Origin of the sequence: Streptomyces canus (assembly GCF_030815415.1) — a bacterium.
In the GTDB taxonomy this organism is placed as follows: domain Bacteria; phylum Actinomycetota; class Actinomycetes; order Streptomycetales; family Streptomycetaceae; genus Streptomyces; species Streptomyces canus_F.
Genome location: NZ_JAUSWW010000001.1, coordinates 7,148,791 through 7,166,223, shown reverse-complemented (window position 1 = coordinate 7,166,223; position 17,433 = coordinate 7,148,791). Strand labels below are relative to the sequence as shown.

Annotated in this window: 16 protein-coding genes and 2 pseudogenes; 7 read left to right on the top strand and 11 right to left on the bottom strand. The window is 71.9% G+C overall.

Features of this window, described 5'->3' with window-relative positions:
• The first annotated feature begins 27 nt into the window (after positions 1-27).
• Both yaaA and QF037_RS33155 read left to right on the top strand, forming a co-directional pair.
• The gene (gene yaaA / locus QF037_RS33160) at positions 28-810 is read left to right on the top strand and encodes a peroxide stress protein YaaA (protein ID WP_307031622.1); all 783 of its coding nucleotides are present in this window, start codon (positions 28-30) and stop codon (positions 808-810) included.
• Positions 811-869: 59 nt separating this feature from the next.
• Positions 870-1,532: a bifunctional 4-hydroxy-2-oxoglutarate aldolase/2-dehydro-3-deoxy-phosphogluconate aldolase gene (locus QF037_RS33155; RefSeq protein ID WP_307031620.1), complete on the top strand. Its 663-nt coding sequence runs from the start codon at positions 870-872 to the stop codon at positions 1,530-1,532.
• On the opposite strand, the gene QF037_RS33150 is transcribed toward QF037_RS33155, so the two are convergent.
• From QF037_RS33150 to QF037_RS33140, 3 genes are read right to left on the bottom strand one after another with little or no spacing between them, the layout of a single operon-like run.
• Positions 1,504-2,856, bottom strand: coding sequence for a bifunctional RNase H/acid phosphatase (locus QF037_RS33150; protein WP_307031618.1), 1,353 nt, complete (start codon positions 2,854-2,856; stop codon positions 1,504-1,506). The genes QF037_RS33155 and QF037_RS33150 overlap by 29 nt on opposite strands.
• Before the next feature lie 12 nt (positions 2,857-2,868).
• Positions 2,869-3,612: a zinc ribbon domain-containing protein gene (locus QF037_RS33145; RefSeq protein ID WP_307037500.1), complete on the bottom strand. Its 744-nt coding sequence runs from the start codon at positions 3,610-3,612 to the stop codon at positions 2,869-2,871.
• Positions 3,609-4,469 (bottom strand): Nif3-like dinuclear metal center hexameric protein, encoded by an 861-nt coding sequence (locus tag QF037_RS33140; RefSeq protein WP_307031616.1) that lies wholly within the window; start codon positions 4,467-4,469, stop codon positions 3,609-3,611. The genes QF037_RS33145 and QF037_RS33140 overlap by 4 nt, the downstream gene beginning before the upstream one ends.
• Positions 4,470-4,657: 188 nt before the next feature.
• On the opposite strand from QF037_RS33140, the gene QF037_RS33135 reads away from it, so the two are divergent.
• A complete protein-coding gene (locus QF037_RS33135) occupies positions 4,658-5,914 on the top strand; it encodes a hypothetical protein (protein ID WP_307031614.1) in 1,257 nt (418 codons plus the stop codon).
• A gap of 334 nt (positions 5,915-6,248) precedes the next feature.
• Here QF037_RS33135 and QF037_RS33130 read toward each other — a convergent pair whose 3' ends face one another.
• Genes QF037_RS33130 through QF037_RS33120 form a run of 3 tightly spaced genes read right to left on the bottom strand, consistent with a single transcriptional unit; the run spans position 6,249 to position 9,163 of the window.
• On the bottom strand, positions 6,249-7,187 hold the full coding sequence (locus tag QF037_RS33130; protein ID WP_307031612.1) for a 3-oxoacyl-ACP reductase: 939 nt from the start codon (positions 7,185-7,187) through the stop codon (positions 6,249-6,251).
• Positions 7,188-7,199: 12 nt separating this feature from the next.
• A complete protein-coding gene (locus QF037_RS33125) occupies positions 7,200-8,276 on the bottom strand; it encodes a Zn-dependent alcohol dehydrogenase (RefSeq protein WP_307031610.1) in 1,077 nt (358 codons plus the stop codon).
• 29 nt (positions 8,277-8,305) lie between these two features.
• On the bottom strand, positions 8,306-9,163 hold the full coding sequence (locus QF037_RS33120; RefSeq protein ID WP_307031608.1) for a MaoC/PaaZ C-terminal domain-containing protein: 858 nt from the start codon (positions 9,161-9,163) through the stop codon (positions 8,306-8,308).
• 253 nt (positions 9,164-9,416) lie between these two features.
• Here QF037_RS33120 and QF037_RS33115 point away from each other — a divergent pair, with 253 nt between their 5' ends.
• A complete protein-coding gene (locus QF037_RS33115; protein WP_307031606.1) occupies positions 9,417-10,724 on the top strand; it encodes a sensor histidine kinase in 1,308 nt (435 codons plus the stop codon).
• Between the two features lie 571 nt (positions 10,725-11,295).
• Here QF037_RS33115 and QF037_RS33110 read toward each other — a convergent pair.
• Positions 11,296-11,787 carry a nucleotidyltransferase domain-containing protein gene (locus QF037_RS33110; protein WP_307031604.1) on the bottom strand — a complete coding sequence of 164 codons (492 nt, stop codon included), beginning with the start codon at positions 11,785-11,787 and terminating at the stop codon, positions 11,296-11,298.
• 91 nt (positions 11,788-11,878) lie between these two features.
• On the opposite strand from QF037_RS33110, the pseudogene QF037_RS33105 reads away from it, so the two are divergent.
• Positions 11,879-12,512 (top strand): annotated as a pseudogene (locus QF037_RS33105) (response regulator).
• A gap of 244 nt (positions 12,513-12,756) precedes the next feature.
• Here QF037_RS33105 and QF037_RS33100 read toward each other — a convergent pair.
• The 3 genes and pseudogenes from QF037_RS33100 to QF037_RS33090 form a co-directional block, all read right to left on the bottom strand.
• Complete coding sequence (locus QF037_RS33100; RefSeq protein WP_307031602.1) at positions 12,757-13,575, bottom strand: hypothetical protein; 819 nt, start codon at positions 13,573-13,575, stop codon at positions 12,757-12,759.
• Positions 13,575-14,114, bottom strand: coding sequence for a SigE family RNA polymerase sigma factor (locus QF037_RS33095; RefSeq protein WP_307031600.1), 540 nt, complete (start codon positions 14,112-14,114; stop codon positions 13,575-13,577). Before QF037_RS33095 ends, QF037_RS33100 begins: the two co-directional genes overlap by 1 nt.
• A gap of 57 nt (positions 14,115-14,171) precedes the next feature.
• A pseudogene (locus QF037_RS33090) lies at positions 14,172-14,379 on the bottom strand (MFS transporter); the annotation flags it as partial.
• A gap of 214 nt (positions 14,380-14,593) precedes the next feature.
• Between QF037_RS33090 and QF037_RS33085 the strand changes: the two are divergent.
• Together QF037_RS33085 and QF037_RS33080 are read left to right on the top strand one after the other, a co-directional pair.
• Entirely contained in the window at positions 14,594-16,330 is a 1,737-nt protein-coding gene (locus QF037_RS33085; protein WP_307031596.1) for an MFS transporter, read from the top strand.
• Between the two features lie 119 nt (positions 16,331-16,449).
• On the top strand, positions 16,450-17,100 hold the full coding sequence (locus tag QF037_RS33080) for a class I SAM-dependent methyltransferase (RefSeq protein ID WP_307031594.1): 651 nt from the start codon (positions 16,450-16,452) through the stop codon (positions 17,098-17,100).
• Positions 17,101-17,113: 13 nt separating this feature from the next.
• Here the strand turns inward: QF037_RS33080 and QF037_RS33075 are convergent, their stop codons facing one another.
• Entirely contained in the window at positions 17,114-17,224 is a 111-nt protein-coding gene (locus QF037_RS33075; RefSeq protein WP_307031591.1) for a chaplin family protein, read from the bottom strand.
• Positions 17,225-17,433: the final 209 nt, after the last annotated feature.

Below are 17,433 nucleotides of genomic sequence, written 5' to 3'. Positions count from 1 at the left end.
TCAGCCGCTACGAAGGAGATCCCGCTCGTGCTTGTCCTGCTGCCGCCATCCGAAGGCAAGGCCTCCTCCGGTCGTGGCGCCCCGCTGAAGCTGGAGTCGTTGTCGCTGCCGGGGCTGACCGAGGCCCGTGAGGCCGTTCTCGGCGAGCTCGTCGAGCTGTGCGCCGGTGACGAGGGCAAGGCGCGCGAGGTGCTCGGGCTGAGTGAGGGGCTGCGGGGCGAGGTCGCCAAGAACACCGAGCTGCGGACCGCCGGGGCACGGCCCGCCGGGGAGATCTACACCGGTGTGCTGTACGACGCTCTGGAGCTGTCCTCCCTCGACCCGGCCGCCAAGAGGCGGGCCTCCCGTCAGCTTCTCGTCTTCTCCGGGCTGTGGGGTGCTGTAGGGGTCGCGGACCGGATCCCCTCGTACCGGTGCTCCATGGGTGTGAAGCTGCCCGGCCTCGGAGCGCTGGGCGCGCACTGGCGCACGCCGATGGCGGCGGCGCTTCCCGAGGCCGCGGGGAACGGGCTGGTGCTGGATCTGCGGTCCTCGGCGTACGCGGCGGCGTGGAAGCCGAAGGGCGAGGTGGCCGGGCGGACGGCGAGTGTGCGGGTGCTGCACGCGCCGACGCGGAAGGTGGTCAGTCACTTCAACAAGGCGACCAAGGGGCGGATCGTACGGAGTCTGCTGTCGGCGGGCATCGCGCCGGCGGGGCCTGCCCAGCTGGTGGAGGCGCTGCGGGACCTCGGGTACGTGGTGGAGGCGGCGCCGCCGAAGGGGGCCGGGAAGGCCTGGACGCTGGACGTTCTCGTGGACGAGATCCACTGACGGTTGCAGCATCTGCAACGCTCGTTGCAGCTGTCGCTTCCCTTGGGCACGATGAGGCCATGACCTCGCCGCTTCCCTCCTCGCCGTACGCCTCCGTGCTCGACCTCGCACCCGTCGTGCCCGTCGTCGTCATCGAGGACGCCTCCGATGCCGTGCCGCTGGCGCGGGCGCTGGTCGCCGGAGGGCTGCCCGCGATCGAGGTGACCCTGCGGACGCCGGTCGCGCTGGAGGCGATCCGGGCCATCGCCGACGGGGTGCCCGGCGCGGTGGTCGGCGCGGGGACGGTCGTGACGCCGGAGCAGGTGACGCGGTGTGTGGAGGCCGGGGCGCGGTTCCTGGTGAGCCCGGGCTGGACGGACGTGCTGCTCACCGCGATGCGGGCGTCCGGGGTGCCGTTCCTGCCGGGGGTGTCCACGGTGTCGGAGGTCGTGGCGCTGCTGGAGCGCGGGGTGCGGGAGATGAAGTTCTTCCCGGCGCAGGCGGCGGGCGGAACGGCGTATCTGAAGTCGCTGGCCGGGCCGCTGCCTCAGGCGCGGTTCTGTCCTACGGGGGGTATCGGTCCGGCGAACGCGCCGGAGTATCTGGCCCTGCCCAACGTCGGGTGTGTGGGCGGGACGTGGATGCTGCCCGCGGATGCGGTCGCCGCGCGGGACTGGGACCGGATCGAAGGGCTGGCCCGCGCGGCGTCGGGGCTCAGGGACGCAGGTGGGACGTGTCGTTGAAGAGCCGTACGCTCGCGTTGCCGTCGGCGTAGTACGCCACGGCGGACAGGGACGCGGCCGACAGCTCCATCCGGAACAGGGACTCCGGCGGGGCGCCGAGCGCGAGTCGTACGAACGTCTTGATCGGCGTGACATGCGTGACGAGCAGGACCGTGCGTCCCGCGTACGCCGCGACCAGCTTGTCCCTCGTCGCCGCGATACGGGTGGCGGTGGCCGCGAAGCTCTCGCCGCCACCGGTGGGTTCGGCGTCCGGGTCGGAGAGCCAGGTGTTGAGGTCGTCGGGGTAGCGCTCCCGTACCTCGGCGAAGGTGAGCCCCTCCCACGCCCCGAAGTCGGTCTCCCGCAGCCCGTCCTCGACGGTCACGTCGAGCCCGAGCCGCTCGGCCACGGCGGCGGCGGTCTCCCGGGTACGGGTGAGGGGCGAGGCGAGGATCTCCTGGACCGTGCCACGCCGGGCGAGCGCGGCGGCGACCCGCTCGGCCTGCTCACGCCCGACGTCGGACAGGGACGGATCGGTCCCTCCGCTACCGGAGAAGCGCTTCTGGGGGGTCAACGGCGTCTCCCCGTGCCGTAGCAGCACAAAGGTCGCGGGCGCCCCCATGTCGGCCGGCGCCCACCCGGGGCCGGCCACCACCTTCGCGGCACGCACATCGGCCTCGGCCGCAGCGGCTCCGCCGCCTTGGACCTCCACCGCTCCGCGGCGCGAAGAAGCGACGGCGGAAGACGCGGCAGAGGCGGACCGGGAACCCCCGGCAGCAGCGGACCCCAACGCCGCCCGCACCTTCGCCGCACCGGCGACCGCATCCCCTGGCGGACCTACAGGCTCAGGCACCGCAGCCGCAGCCGCAGCCGCAGCCGCAGCGGCGGCGGCCGCGTCCAGCTCCGCCGTCGAGTCCGACGCCGACCACTGCTCCCCCCGCTTCCCCGCGTCCATCGCCTCGTTCGCGAGCCGGTCCGCGTGCTTGTTGCTCTCCCGCGGGATCCACTCGTACGTCACCTGCTCCGCCGGATACACCCGCCCCGCCTCCATCGCGAGCGGCTTCATGTCCGGGTGCTTGATCTTCCAGCGGCCCGACATCTGCTCGACGACGAGCTTGGAGTCCATGCGGACGTGGACCGAGGCGGCGGGGTCCAGTTCGTGCGCGGCGCGCAGGCCGGCCAGCAGGCCCCGGTACTCGGCGACGTTGTTGGTGGCGACGCCGATGTACTCGGCCCGCTCCATCAGCGTCTCGCCGGTCGCCGCGTCGATGACCACGGAGCCGTAGCCCGCGGGTCCGGGGTTGCCCCGGGACCCGCCGTCGGCCTCGACGATGAACTCCCGCACGCGCGACGCTCCTTACAGGCCGGACTCGGACGTACGCACCAGGATGCGGCGGCAGTTCTCACAGCGGACGACCGTGTCCGGCGCGGCCGCGCGGATCTCGTTGATGTCGGTGATCGCCAGCTCCTGGCGGCAGCCCTGGCAGGTCCGCTGGTACAGCCTCGCCGCACCGATGCCGCCCTGCTGCTCACGCAGCTTGTCGTAGAGCTTGAGCAGGTCCGCGGGGATCGTGCCCGCGATGACCTCGCGCTCCTTGGTGACGGTGGCGACCTCGTTGTCGATGCCCTCGAACGCGGCCTCGCGGCGGGCCGTCGCGTCGTCGACCTTGCCCTGCACCGCGCCGACCCGCTCGGTCAGCTCGGCGACCCGCTCCTGCGCGGACTCCCGGCGCTCCATGACCTCCAGGACGATGTCCTCCAGGTCGCCCTGGCGCTTGGCGAGGGAGGTGATCTCGCGCTGGAGGTTCTCCAGGTCCTTCGGGGAGGTGGCGGCCCCGGAGTCCAGGCGCTGCTGGTCGCGGGTGGCGCGCTGCCGCACCTGGTCCACGTCCTGCTCGGCCTTGGTCTGCTCGCGGGCGGTGTCGCTCTCCTCGGTCTGCGCGGCGACCAGCAGGTCACGCAGCTGGGTGTGGTCCTTGGTCAGCGACTCGATCTCGGCGTGCTCGGGCAGCGACTTGCGCTTGTGCGCGAGCTGCTGGAGGCGGACGTCGAGGGCCTGGACCTCGAGGAGGCGGATCTGGTCGGCGGGCGCGGCGTTCAGTTGGGGGCTCCCAGTGAGTTGATGGTGTCGGTGGCGGACGCCGCGTGGGCGGTCCAGGGGTCGGTGACCGTCTTGGAGACGTGGACCCGCAGGCCCCATCCGTGGCGGTCGGAGATCTCGTCGAGCTGGGTCGCGGCCAGCTCGCACCAGGGCCATTCGGTGGCCCAGTGCGCGGCGTCGAGCAGCGCGACAGAGGTGTGTGCGCGGGCCTCGGATGCCGGGTGGTGGCGGAGGTCCGCGGTGAGGAAGGCGTCGACGCCCGCGGCGCGTACGACGTCGAAGAGGCTGTCGCCGGAGCCGCCGCTGACGGCGACCGTGCGGACGACCGCCTCGGGGTCGCCGGCGACGCGGATGCCCTGCGCGGTGGCGGGGAGCCGGGCGGCGGCCCGTGCCGCGAAGTCCTTCAGCGGCAGCGGGTGGTCCAGCTCGCAGATCCGGCCGAGGCCTCGGCGGCCGTCCTTGTCGGAGGGGTCCGGCACCAGCGGTCGTACGACCCGGAGGTCCAGCGCGCCCGCGAGCGCGTCGCTCACCCCGGGGTCCGCGGTGTCCGCGTTCGTGTGCGCCACGTGCAGGGCGATGTCGTTCTTGATGAGCGTGTGGACGACGCGGCCCTTGAAGTGGGTCGCCGCGACCGTCGTCGTACCGCGCAGATAGAGCGGGTGGTGGGTGACCAGCAGGTCGGCGCCCAGCTTCACGGCCTCGTCGACGATCTCCTGGACCGGGTCGACGGCGAACAGGACCCGTGAGACCTCCTGGTCGGGGTCGCCCACGACCGTGCCGACCGCGTCCCAGGACTCGGCCCGCTCGGCGGGCCACAGGTTCTCCAGCGCGGTGATGACTTCAGACAGACGGGGCACGGGGCAAAGGCTACCTGGCTGGTCTGTGCCGATGTACCGGTCCGGCTCCCGATGACCCCGCCCAGCACAATCGTCCCGTTTTCCTCAGGCGAATCGTTCCTGGGCCACCTCTTTGTGTGAAGTGGTCGTCGGCCCCTCCCACGTCCGCGCGTGCGAAAACTAGCTTCGTGGCCGGAGGTGACCGAACGATGACGGCCTGTGCGATCGAGCCCACGGCGGCGGACGAGGACGGTACGCCGCAGGCTGGCTGCACGATCACCGCGGACGGCGCGTACGCCGCCCGCCTCACACTGGACGGCGACTCCTGGTTCCCGGAGCGCTGGACGCTGGACGGCCCCGAGCCGTACGCGGTACCGCTGCCCGGCAACCAGCCGGAGGAGCCGGGCACCGAGGTGCAGCCGATGGGCGACGGACGGGTTCTGATCAGGCGGTTCGCGGACGGGCGGCACAACTTCTCGCTGCTCTACCCGACCGGTCCCGCCACCGGCGAGCTGCCGCTCGGGGCGGTCGAGTGCCCCGAGGAGGGCACCCGGCTGTGGCTGCTGGCGCCCGCGCCGGGGGGCGAGAAGGCGTACGCCCTCGCCGCGGGCCGGCACTCGACCGCGGTGTGGCTGGTGGCGGGGGGCGCTTTCGGGCCCGAGCATCTCGCGGAGATCCCCGGGCGCTGCTCGGGCGGGGTATGGCTGGACCGGGCGGGGCGGATGCTGGCGCTCGACCGGGAGGTCGGGGGGTGCACCAAGACGATCGTGGTCGATCTGGAGCGGGGCGGTGAGATGTCGCCGCTGCTGCAGATCTCCGCCGGCAGTGACGACCGGCTGCTGCTCGCCGAACCGGACGGCGGGCTGCTGCTGATCCGCTCGGACGCGCCCGGTGAGGAGCGGCTCGGCTGGGGGGTGCTCGGCAGCACGCTGCCGGTGCGTTTCCCGGAGAGCCTGCGGCTGCCCGAGTGCGCGGTGACGCCGTTCGCCGCCCAGCCGGGGCAGGTGCTGACGCCGGAGAACTGTGCGGTGGCGCTGCGGATCGACGGGCCGACCGGCAGCTGGGTCGGCATGTGGCGGCCGAACGGGCGGCAGGTGCACCATCTCGCGGCGCCCATGGGGTGGTTGACGGGCGCCGGGCTGTGGACGCGGGACGGGGTGCTGCGGCTGCCGTACTCGACGGACGAAGTGCCGTGCGGGGTGGCGGAGTTGACGGTGCCCACGGGGGAAGCGGGGGGCGGGGGAAGGACGGGGGACGCGGGCCCGGGGGATCCGGTCCGGGACGCGACGGCCGACGAGTCGACGCCGGGGAGGCGGCCGGACTCGGACGGGCCGTCGCCACCGGATCCTCCGGAGCCCGCCGTACTGAGACCGGTGCCGCTCGGGAAGGCGCCGTTGGAGGCGCTCGGGAAAGTGGCGTCGAAGGGCCTCGGGAAAACGCCGTTGGGTGGTCTTGTAACGAACTAGTGCCGGTTGGCGTGGCCGCCTGGATTCGCCCCGTGGTCGGTTGGTTAAACTCGCCCGGCTGTTAGAAAGATCATGTTGACGGGGTGAGTTCTTCCGATGAGCGACGCAAGCACGATTCAGCCGCCGCGCACCGATGTCCAGCAGACGTCCGGCCACGGCCGGCACCGGGGGCAGGTCTCGGCTCACGACGGCGATTCGGCCCCTCGTGGCCGACACCGCAAGCCGGTCGAGGAAGCCGAAAAGGCTGCCTGACGGTACGACGAAGGGGTCCGCGTGTCGGCTGACACGCGGACCCCTTCCGTATGTCCACTCCCGTTTGTCTGCTCCCGTGTGTCTACTCCCGCTTGAGCCCCAGCACCTCCGCCGCCGCGAACGTCTCCCCCGAGGGCCGCGCCGCGTAGTGCGGGGTGAGCAGCGCGTCCAGTTCGTCGTACGTGAAGGTCTCCTGCTTGCTGTCGAACTTGGCCTGCACCCGCGGTCGTTCGACGACGGCGACCATCCCCCCGTGTAAGACGAGCAATTGGCCGTTGACGCGGGCGGCGGCGGGTGAGGCCAAGTAACCGACGAGCGGGGCGACATGCTCGGGGGCGAGCGGGTCGAGCCCGGCGTCGGGCGCGTCGAGGCCCGCGAAGACGTCCTCGGTCATCCGGGTGCGGGCGCGCGGGCAGATGACGTTCGCGGTGACGCCGTACTTGGCGAGGGCTAGGGCCGTGGAGGTGGTGAGCCCGACGATTCCGCCCTTCGCGGCGGCGTAGTTGGGCTGTCCGGCCGAGCCCGCGAGGAACGCCTCCGACGAGGTGTTCACGATCCGCCCGTACACCGGCCCGCCCGCCGCCTTGGACCTCTCCCGCCAGTGCGCGGCGGCGAAGCGGGTCGTGTTGAAGTGACCCTTGAGGTGGACCCGGATCACCGCGTCCCATTCCTGCTCGGTCATGGAGAAGACCATGCGGTCGCGCAGGATGCCCGCGTTGTTGACGAGGATGTCGAGCTTGCCGAACTCCTCGACGGCCGACTGGACGAGCCGCTGGGCCTGGGGGAAGTCGGAGACGTCCCCGGTGTGGGCGAGCGCCTTGCCGCCCGCCGCGCGGATCTCGGCGGCGACCTCCTCGGCGGGGCCCGCGGAGGCCTCGCCGGAGCCGTCCCGGCCGGGCTGTCCGTAGTCGTTGACGACCACGGCGGCGCCGAGCCGGGCGAGTTCGAGCGCCTCGGCCCGGCCGAGCCCGCGTCCGGCGCCGGTGACGATCGCGGAGAGCCCCTCGAGTGGCAGTGTCATACCCGGAGTTCCTCAGATCTCTATGCAGGTGCGCAGCGAGGTGCCGGTGCGCATCTGGTCCAGGGCCTCGTTGATGTCGGACAGCGGGACACGGTGGGTGATCAGGCCCGCCAGGTCGACGCGGCCCGCCCGCCACAGGGCGATGGTCCGCTCGTAGGAGGTCATGACGTCACCGCCGCCGTACATGGACGGCAGGATCCGCTTCTCGTCGAAGAACAGCTCGAACATGTTGAGCTGGAGGTTGTCGTCCATGGCGCCCGCGCCGACGACGACCAGGGTGCCGCCGCGCCGGGTGGTGTCGTACGCGGTGCGTGCCGTGGCCGACTTCCCGACGACCTCGAAGACGTAGTCGAAGCCCTCGCCCGCGGTGACCTGTTGCTTGGCGTCGGCCAGCTCGTCGGGGGAAACGGCCCTGGTGGCACCGAACTTGAGGGCGGATTCCCGGCGGGAGAGCACCGGGTCGACGGCCACGATCTCCGCCGCGCCCTTGAGCCGGGCGCCCTGGATCGCGGAGATGCCGACGCCGCCGCAGCCGATGACGGCGACGGACGAACCGGCCTGTACGTCGGCGGTGTTGAGGGCGGCGCCGAGGCCCGTGGTGACTCCGCAGCCGATCAGCGCGGCGATGTCGAAGGGCACGTCGTCGGGGATCGGCACCGCGCAGCCCGCGTCGACGACGACCTCCTCGGTGAAGGTGCCGGTGCCGGCCATGCCGAAGACGTCTCCGGCGGGGCGCCTGAAGTTGGGGGTGCCGGCGTTCATGAACCCGGCCAGACACAGCTCGGTCTGGCCGCGCTTGCACGCCGGACACGCGCCGCAGGCGGGCAGCCAGCAGACGACGACCCGGTCACCGGCCTTCAAGTGGCCGACGCCCTCCCCGACTTCGAGGATCTCCCCCGCGCCCTCGTGACCGGGCACGAAGGGCGCGGGCTGCGGCAGCACGCCGCTCATCCCGGACAGATCCGAGTGGCACAGCCCCGCGGCCCGCACCCTGATCCTGACCTTTCCGGGACCGAACCCCACCGCCTCGACGTCGTCGAGGACCTCCAGCTTGTCCTGGCCGATCTCGTGCAGTACGGCTGCGCGCATGGTGCGGCTCCCCTCAACGGCTGGTGTGCTCAGGTGTGTTCGACGACGGTGTCGGCGAGGACGGGCGCGTCGTCCCGCTCCACAGCGCTCACGGCGACCCGTACGGCGCCCGGCTGTTCCCACATCCGGATGCGCAGGGTCTCCCCCGGGTAGACGACCCCGGCGAACCGGGTGACGTAGGACCGCACCCGCGCCACGTCGCCGCCCAGCACGGTGTCGACGACCGCCTTGAGGGTGATGCCGTAGGTGCACAGCCCGTGCAGGATGGGCCGCTCGAACCCGGCGACCTTGGCGAACTCGGGGTCGGCGTGCAGCGGGTTCCAGTCGCCGGAGAGGCGGTAGAGCAGGGCCTGGTCCGCACGGACGGCCCGCTCGACGACCCGGTCGGGCTCGCCGGAGGGCGGGTCGAGGCGGCCGGACGGCCCCCGGTCGCCGCCCCAGCCCCCTTCCCCCCGTACGAAGATCTGCGCGTCGTTGGTCCACAACGGGCCGTCGGCGTCGGCGACTTCGGTGCGCATGACGAGGACGGCGGCCTTGCCCTTGTCGTAGACCGCGGCGATACGGCCGGTGGCGGTGGCGGTGCCCTCGGCGGGCAGGGGGCGGTGGATGGTCAGCGACTGGCCGCCGTGCAGGACCTTGGCGAGGTCGACCTCGATGCCGGGCATGGACAGACCGCTGATCACACCGGGCGAGCCGGAACCGGCGACGGTGGCGAAGCTCGGCAGGACGTGCAGCCTCGACTCGAGGGTGTAGCGCAGCTCGTCCGGGTCCGTCGCCGGGACGCCTGCTCCGATGCCGAGGTGGTAGAGCTGCACGTCCTTGGAGTTCCAGGCGATCTCGCCCGTCCGGGGTTCGGCGGCCACTGCCTTTGCGGCGTCGATGGGCATGGGGCTCCTGGGGGCTCAGAGACCTCGGTGCGACCGTCCGCACCGTCGGCCGCACCGAGGTCGTTCACGGGTCCGTGCCTCCGCGCTCGTTCTAGAACGCGTTCCAGTACGGCGACCCCTGTATAGCCCAGCTCTCAGAAGTTGTGAAGACTACTGACGGCATGTCAGATGCCGGGGCCCGTGACATTTGTACTGCCGGATTCCGTACATGTCCCTCTGCCGCGCACGTGGGCGGGTTCGTAGCGTGGGAGCCATGACACAAGGCAGCGGGAACCGGTCGTGGTGGCGCAAGGCGTCGTGCCGTACGGACGCGTGGCAGGCGGCGCGGGCGGACTGGAAGTCGGACATGGAACGCTTCAAGGCCGACCAGCGCACCGCCCGCGAAACCGGCGTGCCGGTCGAGGACCCGGGCCCACCGCCCACCGGCTTCTCCCTCCTGCCCTGGCTGCTGATGGGAATGGGCGCCTTCTCCAACATCTTCCAGGCCGGAACACCCCAGCCATGGCTCGGCGCCCTCGGCCTGCTCGCCTTCAACTCCCTCTACATCTACGTCGTCTTCCGCGCCTTCGTGAAGGAGAAGCGCGAGGCCCGCTCGACCCGGGTCGCGCTCGTCCTGATGGGCGTGGTCACCTGCGCCCTGGCCATCGGCTACGGCGGCAACTGGCTGTACTTCTTCCCCCTGCTCGGCCTGGCCACGGGCGCCGTGACCCGGGGCCCCTGGCTCGGCCGGACCGGGCTCGGCCTCACCGCACTCGCGGTGGCCGTCTCCGCGGTCCAGGACGGCTGGGACGCGGTGAACATCGGATACGCCACCTTCCTGTCGACGATGGTGACCGCGGCAATCCTGTCCCTCTCCGAGGCGGTACGGGAACTGCGCGCCGCCCGCGAGGAACTGGCCCGGCGCGCGGTCGAGAAGGAGCGCCTGCGCTTCTCCCGCGACCTCCACGACCTCCTCGGCCACACCCTGTCCGTGATCGTGGTCAAGTCGGAGGCCGCCCGCCGTCTGGCCCGCCGCGACATGGACGCGGCCCTCGCCCAGATCACCGACATCGAGTCCGTCGGCCGCCAGGCACTCACCGAGATCCGCGAGGCCGTCACCGGCTACCGCGAGGGCAGCCTCAGCACAGAACTGGACCGCGCCCGCTCGGCCCTGGAGGCCGCGTCCATCGAACCCGTCGTACGCCACTCCGGCCCACCCCTGACCGCCCACATGGAGACCCTGCTGAGCTGGGTCGTACGGGAGGCCGTCACCAACGCGGTGCGACACAGCGGGGCTTCACGGTGCGAGATCGCGGTGGAGGGGACGACGGAGCGGGTGCGGCTGCGGGTGGTGGATGACGGGCGGGGGGTGGTGGGTGCGGTGAGCGGGGCGGGAGGGGTGGATGCGGTGAGCGGCGTGGGCGCGATGGGCTCCGCCGGCACCGGCCTGAAGGGCCTGGCGGAACGCCTCGCGGCGGCGGGCGGCCGACTGGAGGCGGGCCCGGGCCTGAGGGGCGGGTTCGTGGTGACGGCGGAGCTGCCAGTGGGGGTGCTGGAGCGGGAGGTGGCGGCGGTGGGGTGAGGGGGCCGGGGGTGCGGGGTGCGGGGGTGCGGGGGGCGGGGTGCGGGTCGGGGGCCAGAGGCCCTGCGCGAGGGGCCCGGGGCGAGGGTCGGGGGCCAGAGGCCGGGGTGAACGACCCAAGGCGAGAGGCCCGGGGTGCGGGGCCGGGGCGAGGGGCCCGAGGTGAGGGGCCGGGAGCGGCGAGAAGCCCGAAGTGAGGGGCCGGGGGCGAGCAGCCGGGGTGAAGGACCCAAGGCGAGAGGTCCGGGGTCCGGGGTGCGGCGCCCGAGGCGAGGGGCGGGGGCCAGAGGCCCGGCGGGAGGCCCCGAGGTGAGGGGTCGGGGGCGAGAGGCCGGGGTGAAGGACCCAAGGCGAGAGGTCCGGGGTGCGGGGCGCCCGGGGCGAGGGTCGGGGCGAGGCGCCCGGCACGAGGGGCTCAGGGCCAGGACCGAGGGCAAGTGGCCCGGCGCGAGGGATGGAGAGTGGGGGCGGTTGGCAGATGTGTCCCAGGCCTGGAGCGGAAACGTGCAGGTGGGGTGGGCTGGAGGCTGGGACGGATCTGCCGATTGCCGAGCTGCCGGATGGGGGTGGGTCAGAAGTGTGTCGGGATGTCGAAGGTGCGGCGGAGTTGTGCCATGTCGTGGCGGTCTCGGGGCGTCGGCTCGTAGCCCTGGTGGAAGTGGACCTGCTGGGCGGCGGAGAGGCAGGGGACCGGGGTGGATCCGATCGTGCCGGTCACGAAAGCCGAGGCGGGGTAGCGAAAGGGGTTCTCCGGGTCGAAGGAAGCCTGCGTCGCGGAGCCGTCCTCCTCGAAGGCGAGGGGGTGCAGATCGATCTCCCTGCCGTCCGGGGCCGTCACGACGAAGCGGACGGGGCGCTGGTCGAGGCTCTCCACGTACCCGGCCCCGGACAGGGCCGCCGTGACGGTGGGCTCCTGCTCCAGGCGGTGCATCAGGTCGAGGTCGCGATGGTCCCGGGTCTGCTCACCGACCAGCGCGTCGATGCCCCAGCCTCCACCGACCCAGACCTCCACACGCGCCCGGCGCAACAGGGCGAGCACGGACAACACGTCATCGGCCGACATCACTTGGAGCATGTTAGGTGCAAGGCACACCGGCACGACTCCGCACCGAGCGCACCCGGCCCCCGCGCCCTACCCTTGGGCCGTGAACGAGATGCCCCGGGACTACCGGTCCGCCAAGTCCATCAGGGTTCTGCTCGCCGAGGACCAGGGGATGATGCGGGGCGCGCTCGCGCTGCTGCTCGGCATGGAGGCGGACATCGAGGTCGTTGCCCAGGTGGGGGCCGGTGACAAGATCGTGGACGCGGCGCTGATCCACCGCCCGGACGTCGCGCTCCTCGACATCGAACTGCCCGGCAAGAGCGGCCTCGACGCCGCCGCCGAGCTCCGCGACCAGGTCCCCGACTGCCGGGTCCTGATCCTCACCACCTTCGGCCGCCCCGGCTACCTCCGCCGGGCCATGGAGGCAGGCGCCGCGGGCTTCCTCGTGAAGGACGGCCCCCGTCGAGGAACTGGCCTCCTGCATCCGCCGCGTCCTGAACGGTGAGACGGTCATCGACTCCGCTCTCGCCGCGGCCGCCCTCAGCGCCGGCCCCAACCCCCTCACCTCCCGCGAGTGCGACGTACTGAGTGCCTCGGCGGACGGGGCGACCGTCGCCGACATCGCCTCCGCCCTCCACCTCTCCGAGTCCACCGTCCGCAACTACCTCTCCTCCACCATCGGCAAGACCGGCACCCGGAACCGGACGGAGGCGTTGCGGGAGGCCCGGCAGCAAGGGTGGCTGTAGGCGCGATGCCCGCAACCCGGTGGCGGCCTGCCCGCCAAGCGGGTCGGGCGAACTCCGCCGTGGTTCGGCAGCACTGCGCGAACGCCGCCACCAGCAGCGTGCCGGGCCCGGACCGTCGCCCGTCACCCATCACTCCAGGACCGGGCCGAAACAGCGACGACACCCGGCCGGCGGACCCCCAGGAGGCCTGTACCGGCGATCCCGAGGGCACCTTCTCGCCAATTCCGCCCATCACGCCCTGCCCCTACCTCACCGCTGAGACCTCCACCGACTTGTACTCCGTTCCCTTCGGGGCCAGGCAGACGAACCAGTCCACCTGGGAGCCCTCCGCCGGGCGGATCGTCGGCTGGTCGGTGGCGATTTCCGTGTTTGCCGGGGCCCGGTCCGCCTTGGTCGTGGTGCCGTCCTTCCATGTGCAGGTGACCTGCTGGGCTTCCTTGCTCACCTGGCCGATGACCAGGCGTTGCGGGCCGTCGGGGTCGACGGCGAAGGGGATCGAGGCGGTCTGGAGGTCCGTGCCCGACATGGTGTCGTCCTTCGTGAACACGTCCTCGAACGTCTTCCGCCGCTTGTCGCCGTCGCTGAAGTACACGACGTACGAACTCTTGCCGATCAGGTCGGAGGCCTTGGTCCCGCCCCCCGCCGGGGCATCGCCATACTCGCCCATCGCCTCAAGCTGCCCCGCCGCCTGCGCCTCGGTCCGCGGCGCGGCCCAGACGTCGATGGCGACCCACCACTCCTTGCCGTTCTCAGTTCCGGTCGCGAGGGTCGTCCGGGCGGGGGTGAACAGGTCGGGTGCCGGCGTCGCCGACCCGGTCGCCGCCGGTACCACCGTCCCGCCCCCGCCCGGCAGTCCCGCCACCGCGAGCGTCGCCGAGGAACCGGCGAGTACCAGGGCCGTGGCCGCGGCGACCGCCCAGCGGCGGGCCTTGCGGCGACGGCCGCCGCGGATGACCGCCTCGTAGGGGGCTATACCGATCTCGACCTCGTCCGTGGCTCCGGCCAGCATGGAGGCGATGTCACCGTTCGTCATGTCGTGGTTCGTCTCCCGGTCCGCGTTCATCACTTCCGCCCTCCCTGCGTCACGACGTCCGCCAGCCCCGGTATGGCGCGGAGTTTCGCGATTCCCTTGGCCGCGTTGCTCTTCACCGAGCCGACGGAACAGCCCATCGCCTCGGCGGTCTGTGTCTCGGTGAGGTCCTCCCAGTACCGCAGGACGACCGCTTCGCGCTGCCGTGGCGGCAACTGGGACAACGCCTTCAGCAGGGCGCTGCGGTCATCGGCCTGGGCGATGCGGTCGCCGGTGTCGGCGATCTCGCGCACCAGACCCGAGTCGTCCTTGGGCGCCAGGAACTCCCGGAGCCGTCGACGGTGTTTTCGTGCGTGCGCGTTGATCATCACGCGCCGTACATACGCCTCCGGGTCGTCGGCCGAACCGACTCTGCGCCAGGCCACGTAGACCTGTTCCAGGGTCGACTGGACCAGGTCCTCCGCGCCGTGCTGCTCCCCCGTGAGGAGAAATGCCGTCCGCATCAGCCGCGGCCAGCGGCCGATGACGAAGCTCTGGAACTCCTCGTCCCGAGCCTCCTTGCGATCCCCCATGGGCACCTCCACCTCCTAGATGTCTAAAGGAGTCCATGGGCCGCCCAGACCGTTGCCTCAGACGGCGGAAATCTTTTCGCCGGCACGGAACACCAGCGCATACCCCTCCGTCAGCGCCCCAGGACTCACTTTCCCCGCCGTCCGCGCCGCCGCCAGCGTCGACATCACCGCGAGTCCCAGCGAGCCGCCCATCGGTGCGCGAGGTATTGACCAGTCCCGACATCAGTCCCGCCCCCCCGGGCGCCGCCCCCGACGTGGCCAGCGACCAGGAACTGTCCGGCGCACGCGAGCGCCACGACCAGCCAGACGGGAGGCGTCGTATGTGGGCGGAGGGCGCGGGTTACTGCGGCGGCTTCCAGCATGGCCGTCATCGTCTAGGCCTGGCCTGGGCCTGCCTCTTCTTCAAGAGAAGATAAAGAATTCGTTAGCTGGCCAAAGCATCGGAATAGTTGCCCCAGCACACCGGGTTGGCCACTGACATGAGATCTACGCCGACCGATCAGCCCAGCCGCCCGGCGAGCGGCGCCCTCGTCCCGGTGCTCGCGTTCGCGGGCATCGTCGTCGCGGTGATGCAGACCCTGCTCGTCCCGGTCATCAAGGACCTGCCCCAGCTCCTCGACACCGAGCCCAGCAACGCCACCTGGGTCCTGACCTCCACGCTTCTCTCGGGCGCCGTGGCCACGCCGATCATGGGCCGCCTCGGCGACCTGTACGGCAAGCGGCGGCTGCTGATCGTCAGCCTGTCGGTGATGGTGGTCGGCGCGCTGGTCAGCGCCCTCACCAGCGACCTGATCGTCATGATCGCCGGCCGTAGCCTCCAGGGCTTCGCGATGGGCGCGATCCCCCTCGGCATCGGCCTGATGCGGGACATGCTGCCGCGCGAGAAGCTCGGCTCGGCGATGGCCCTGATGAGCTCCTCGATCGGCGTCGGCGGCGGCCTCGCCCTGCCGCTCGCGGCCCTGATCGCCCAGCACGCCGACTGGCACGCCCTCTTCTACGGTGCCGCGGGCCTCGGCGTGCTCTCCATCGTCCTCACCCTCCTCGTCGTACCGGAATCCTCCATGCGCGCCGAGGGCTCCTTCGACGGGCTCGGCGCGTTCGGTCTCTCCACCGGCCTGGTCCTCTTCCTCCTGCCCATCACCAAGGGCAGCGACTGGGGCTGGACCTCGGCCACCACGCTCGGCCTGTTCGCCGCGTCGGCCCTCGTGCTGCTCCTGTGGGGCGTCTTCGAGCTGCGCACCAAGGCGCCGCTCGTCGACCTGCGCACCACGGCCCGCCCGGCCGTCCTCTTCACCAACCTCGCGTCGATCATGGTCGGGGTCAGCTTCTACGTCGTCTCGCTGGTCCTTCCCCAGCTCCTCCAGCTCCCGAAGGCCACCGGCTACGGCCTCGGCCAGTCGATGGTCGTCGCCGGCCTGCTGGTCGCCCCGCTGGGCCTGACGATGATGTTCACGGCGCCGGTCTACGCCCGCCTGTCCGCCAAGTACGGCCCCAAGACCACCCTCATCCTCGGCATGCTGATCATCGCGATCGGCTACGGAGCGGGTCTGGGCCTCATGAGCGCCGCCTGGCAGAGCCTGGTCATCGCCGTTGTCCTCGGCGCCGGCATCGGCCTCGCCTACTCCTCACTCCCCGCCCTGATCGTCGGCGCGGTCCCGGCCTCGGAGACAGGCGCGGCCAACGGCCTCAACACGCTGATGCGGTCCATCGGTACGTCGGTGTCGAGCGCCGTCATCGGCATGGTGCTGGCCAACACGGCGAACACCGTGAACGGCGTCGCGATCCCGACCATGCACGGCTTCCGCGTCTCCTTCCTCATCGCGACCGGAGCGGTGGCGGTCGGTCTGCTGATGGCCCTGTTCCTGCCGAAGCCGAACCGTGCGCCCCAACTGCGGGCGAGCAGCGAGGAGGAGGACAACCTGGCGCGCGCCGAGGAGGCCCTGCGCGGTTTCCGCGGCCGGGTCCTGGACGCCGAAGGCACCCCGGTCCCCCGCGCCAAGGTCACGCTCATCGACCGCCGCGGCCGCCAGGCGGGCGCGACGCTCTCCGACGAGGACGGCGGTTACGCCCTCGCGGTCCCGGCCCAGGGCGCGTACGTCCTGGCCGCCCGCGCCACCGGCCACGGACCGCTCGCCTCGTCCGCGACCCACGCGGGCGACGAGAGCGCGGTCGCCCTGGACCTGTCGCTGCCGGGCGAGACGGTCTCCGCACCCTGAGCGTAGGGTTCGCCGACGCGCCCCGGTCCCACCCCGCCATACCCCCTGTCGCCCGCCGACCAGGGGGTACGGCAGCATGGAGGCGCCCACAGACCCGTACGACCGGAAGGCCCCCGCCCATGACCGCGGCACCCAAGCCCGAGATCCTGGCCGCGTTCGAGGCGGCGAAGGGATTCATGCCGGTGGACGAGGGCCTCGCCTTCTACACGGCCGCCGTCGAGGCCGGCGCTCTCGGGCTGCCGCTCCTGGAAGTCGGGACGTACTGCGGCCGTTCCGCGATCCTGCTCGCCGACGCGGCCCGCGCGGCCGGCGTCACCGCACTGACCGTCGACCACCACCGCGGCAGCGAGGAGCAGCAGCCCGGCTGGGAGTACCACGACCCCGAGACGGTGGACCCCGAGATCGGCCTGATGGACACCCTGCCGACGTTCCGCCGGACCCTGCACAAGGCGGGCCTGGAGGACCACATCGTCGCCCTGGTCGGCCGTTCCCCGCAGATCGCGAAGATCTGGAACTCCCCCCTCGCCCTCGTCTTCATCGACGGCGGCCACACCGACGAGCACGCGAGCGCCGACTACGAGGGCTGGGCGCCCCACGTCGCGGAGGGCGGGCTGCTCCTCATCCACGACGTGCACCCGGCCCCCAAGGACGAGTTCACCGGCCAGGCGCCGTACCGGATCTATCTGCGGGCGCTGGAGTCGGGGGCGTTCACGGAGGTGTCCGCCACGGACACGCTGCGCGTGCTGCGGCGGGTGGGTGCGGGGATCTGAGGCGCCGCGGGTCTCAGGGCTTCACGTTGATGTCGATGTCGACCGGGGTCTGGATGACATTGCCCGTGCCGACGCCCGGCTGACCGTAGACGTGGTCGACGGCACAGACGTCTTCCGGCGGCACGCAGGGGAACGCGGCGGCCTGGCTGTCGGCGCTCCCAGTACGACCGCCCCGGCGACGGCGCTGAGAATGCTCGCCATGACACGCATATATGAACTCATGGGCGATTATCGGCATATCACCCAGCCGTGAGCGACACCGACGGTGCCGTTCGGATGAAGCGACCCGCTCCGCACCCACCGGCCTGCCGTGTCGGTGACCCGCCGCTAGGG

What these genes read in the sequence shown, in the direction of transcription:
- QF037_RS33110 (WP_307031604.1), bottom strand. Translation starts at nt 11,787, where the DNA reads ATGTCGGCCGATGACGTGTTGTCCGTGCTCGCCCTGTTGCGCCGGGCG.
- QF037_RS33155 (WP_307031620.1), top strand. Translation starts at nt 870, where the DNA reads ATGACCTCGCCGCTTCCCTCCTCGCCGTACGCCTCCGTGCTCGACCTC.
- QF037_RS33115 (WP_307031606.1), top strand. Translation starts at nt 9,417, where the DNA reads ATGACACAAGGCAGCGGGAACCGGTCGTGGTGGCGCAAGGCGTCGTGC.
- QF037_RS33085 (WP_307031596.1), top strand. Translation starts at nt 14,594, where the DNA reads ATGAGATCTACGCCGACCGATCAGCCCAGCCGCCCGGCGAGCGGCGCC.
- QF037_RS33100 (WP_307031602.1), bottom strand. Translation starts at nt 13,575, where the DNA reads ATGAACGCGGACCGGGAGACGAACCACGACATGACGAACGGTGACATC.
- QF037_RS33130 (WP_307031612.1), bottom strand. Translation starts at nt 7,187, where the DNA reads ATGACACTGCCACTCGAGGGGCTCTCCGCGATCGTCACCGGCGCCGGA.
- QF037_RS33080 (WP_307031594.1), top strand. Translation starts at nt 16,450, where the DNA reads ATGACCGCGGCACCCAAGCCCGAGATCCTGGCCGCGTTCGAGGCGGCG.
- QF037_RS33135 (WP_307031614.1), top strand. Translation starts at nt 4,658, where the DNA reads ATGACGGCCTGTGCGATCGAGCCCACGGCGGCGGACGAGGACGGTACG.
- QF037_RS33125 (WP_307031610.1), bottom strand. Translation starts at nt 8,276, where the DNA reads ATGCGCGCAGCCGTACTGCACGAGATCGGCCAGGACAAGCTGGAGGTC.
- QF037_RS33120 (WP_307031608.1), bottom strand. Translation starts at nt 9,163, where the DNA reads ATGCCCATCGACGCCGCAAAGGCAGTGGCCGCCGAACCCCGGACGGGC.
- QF037_RS33095 (WP_307031600.1), bottom strand. Translation starts at nt 14,114, where the DNA reads ATGGGGGATCGCAAGGAGGCTCGGGACGAGGAGTTCCAGAGCTTCGTC.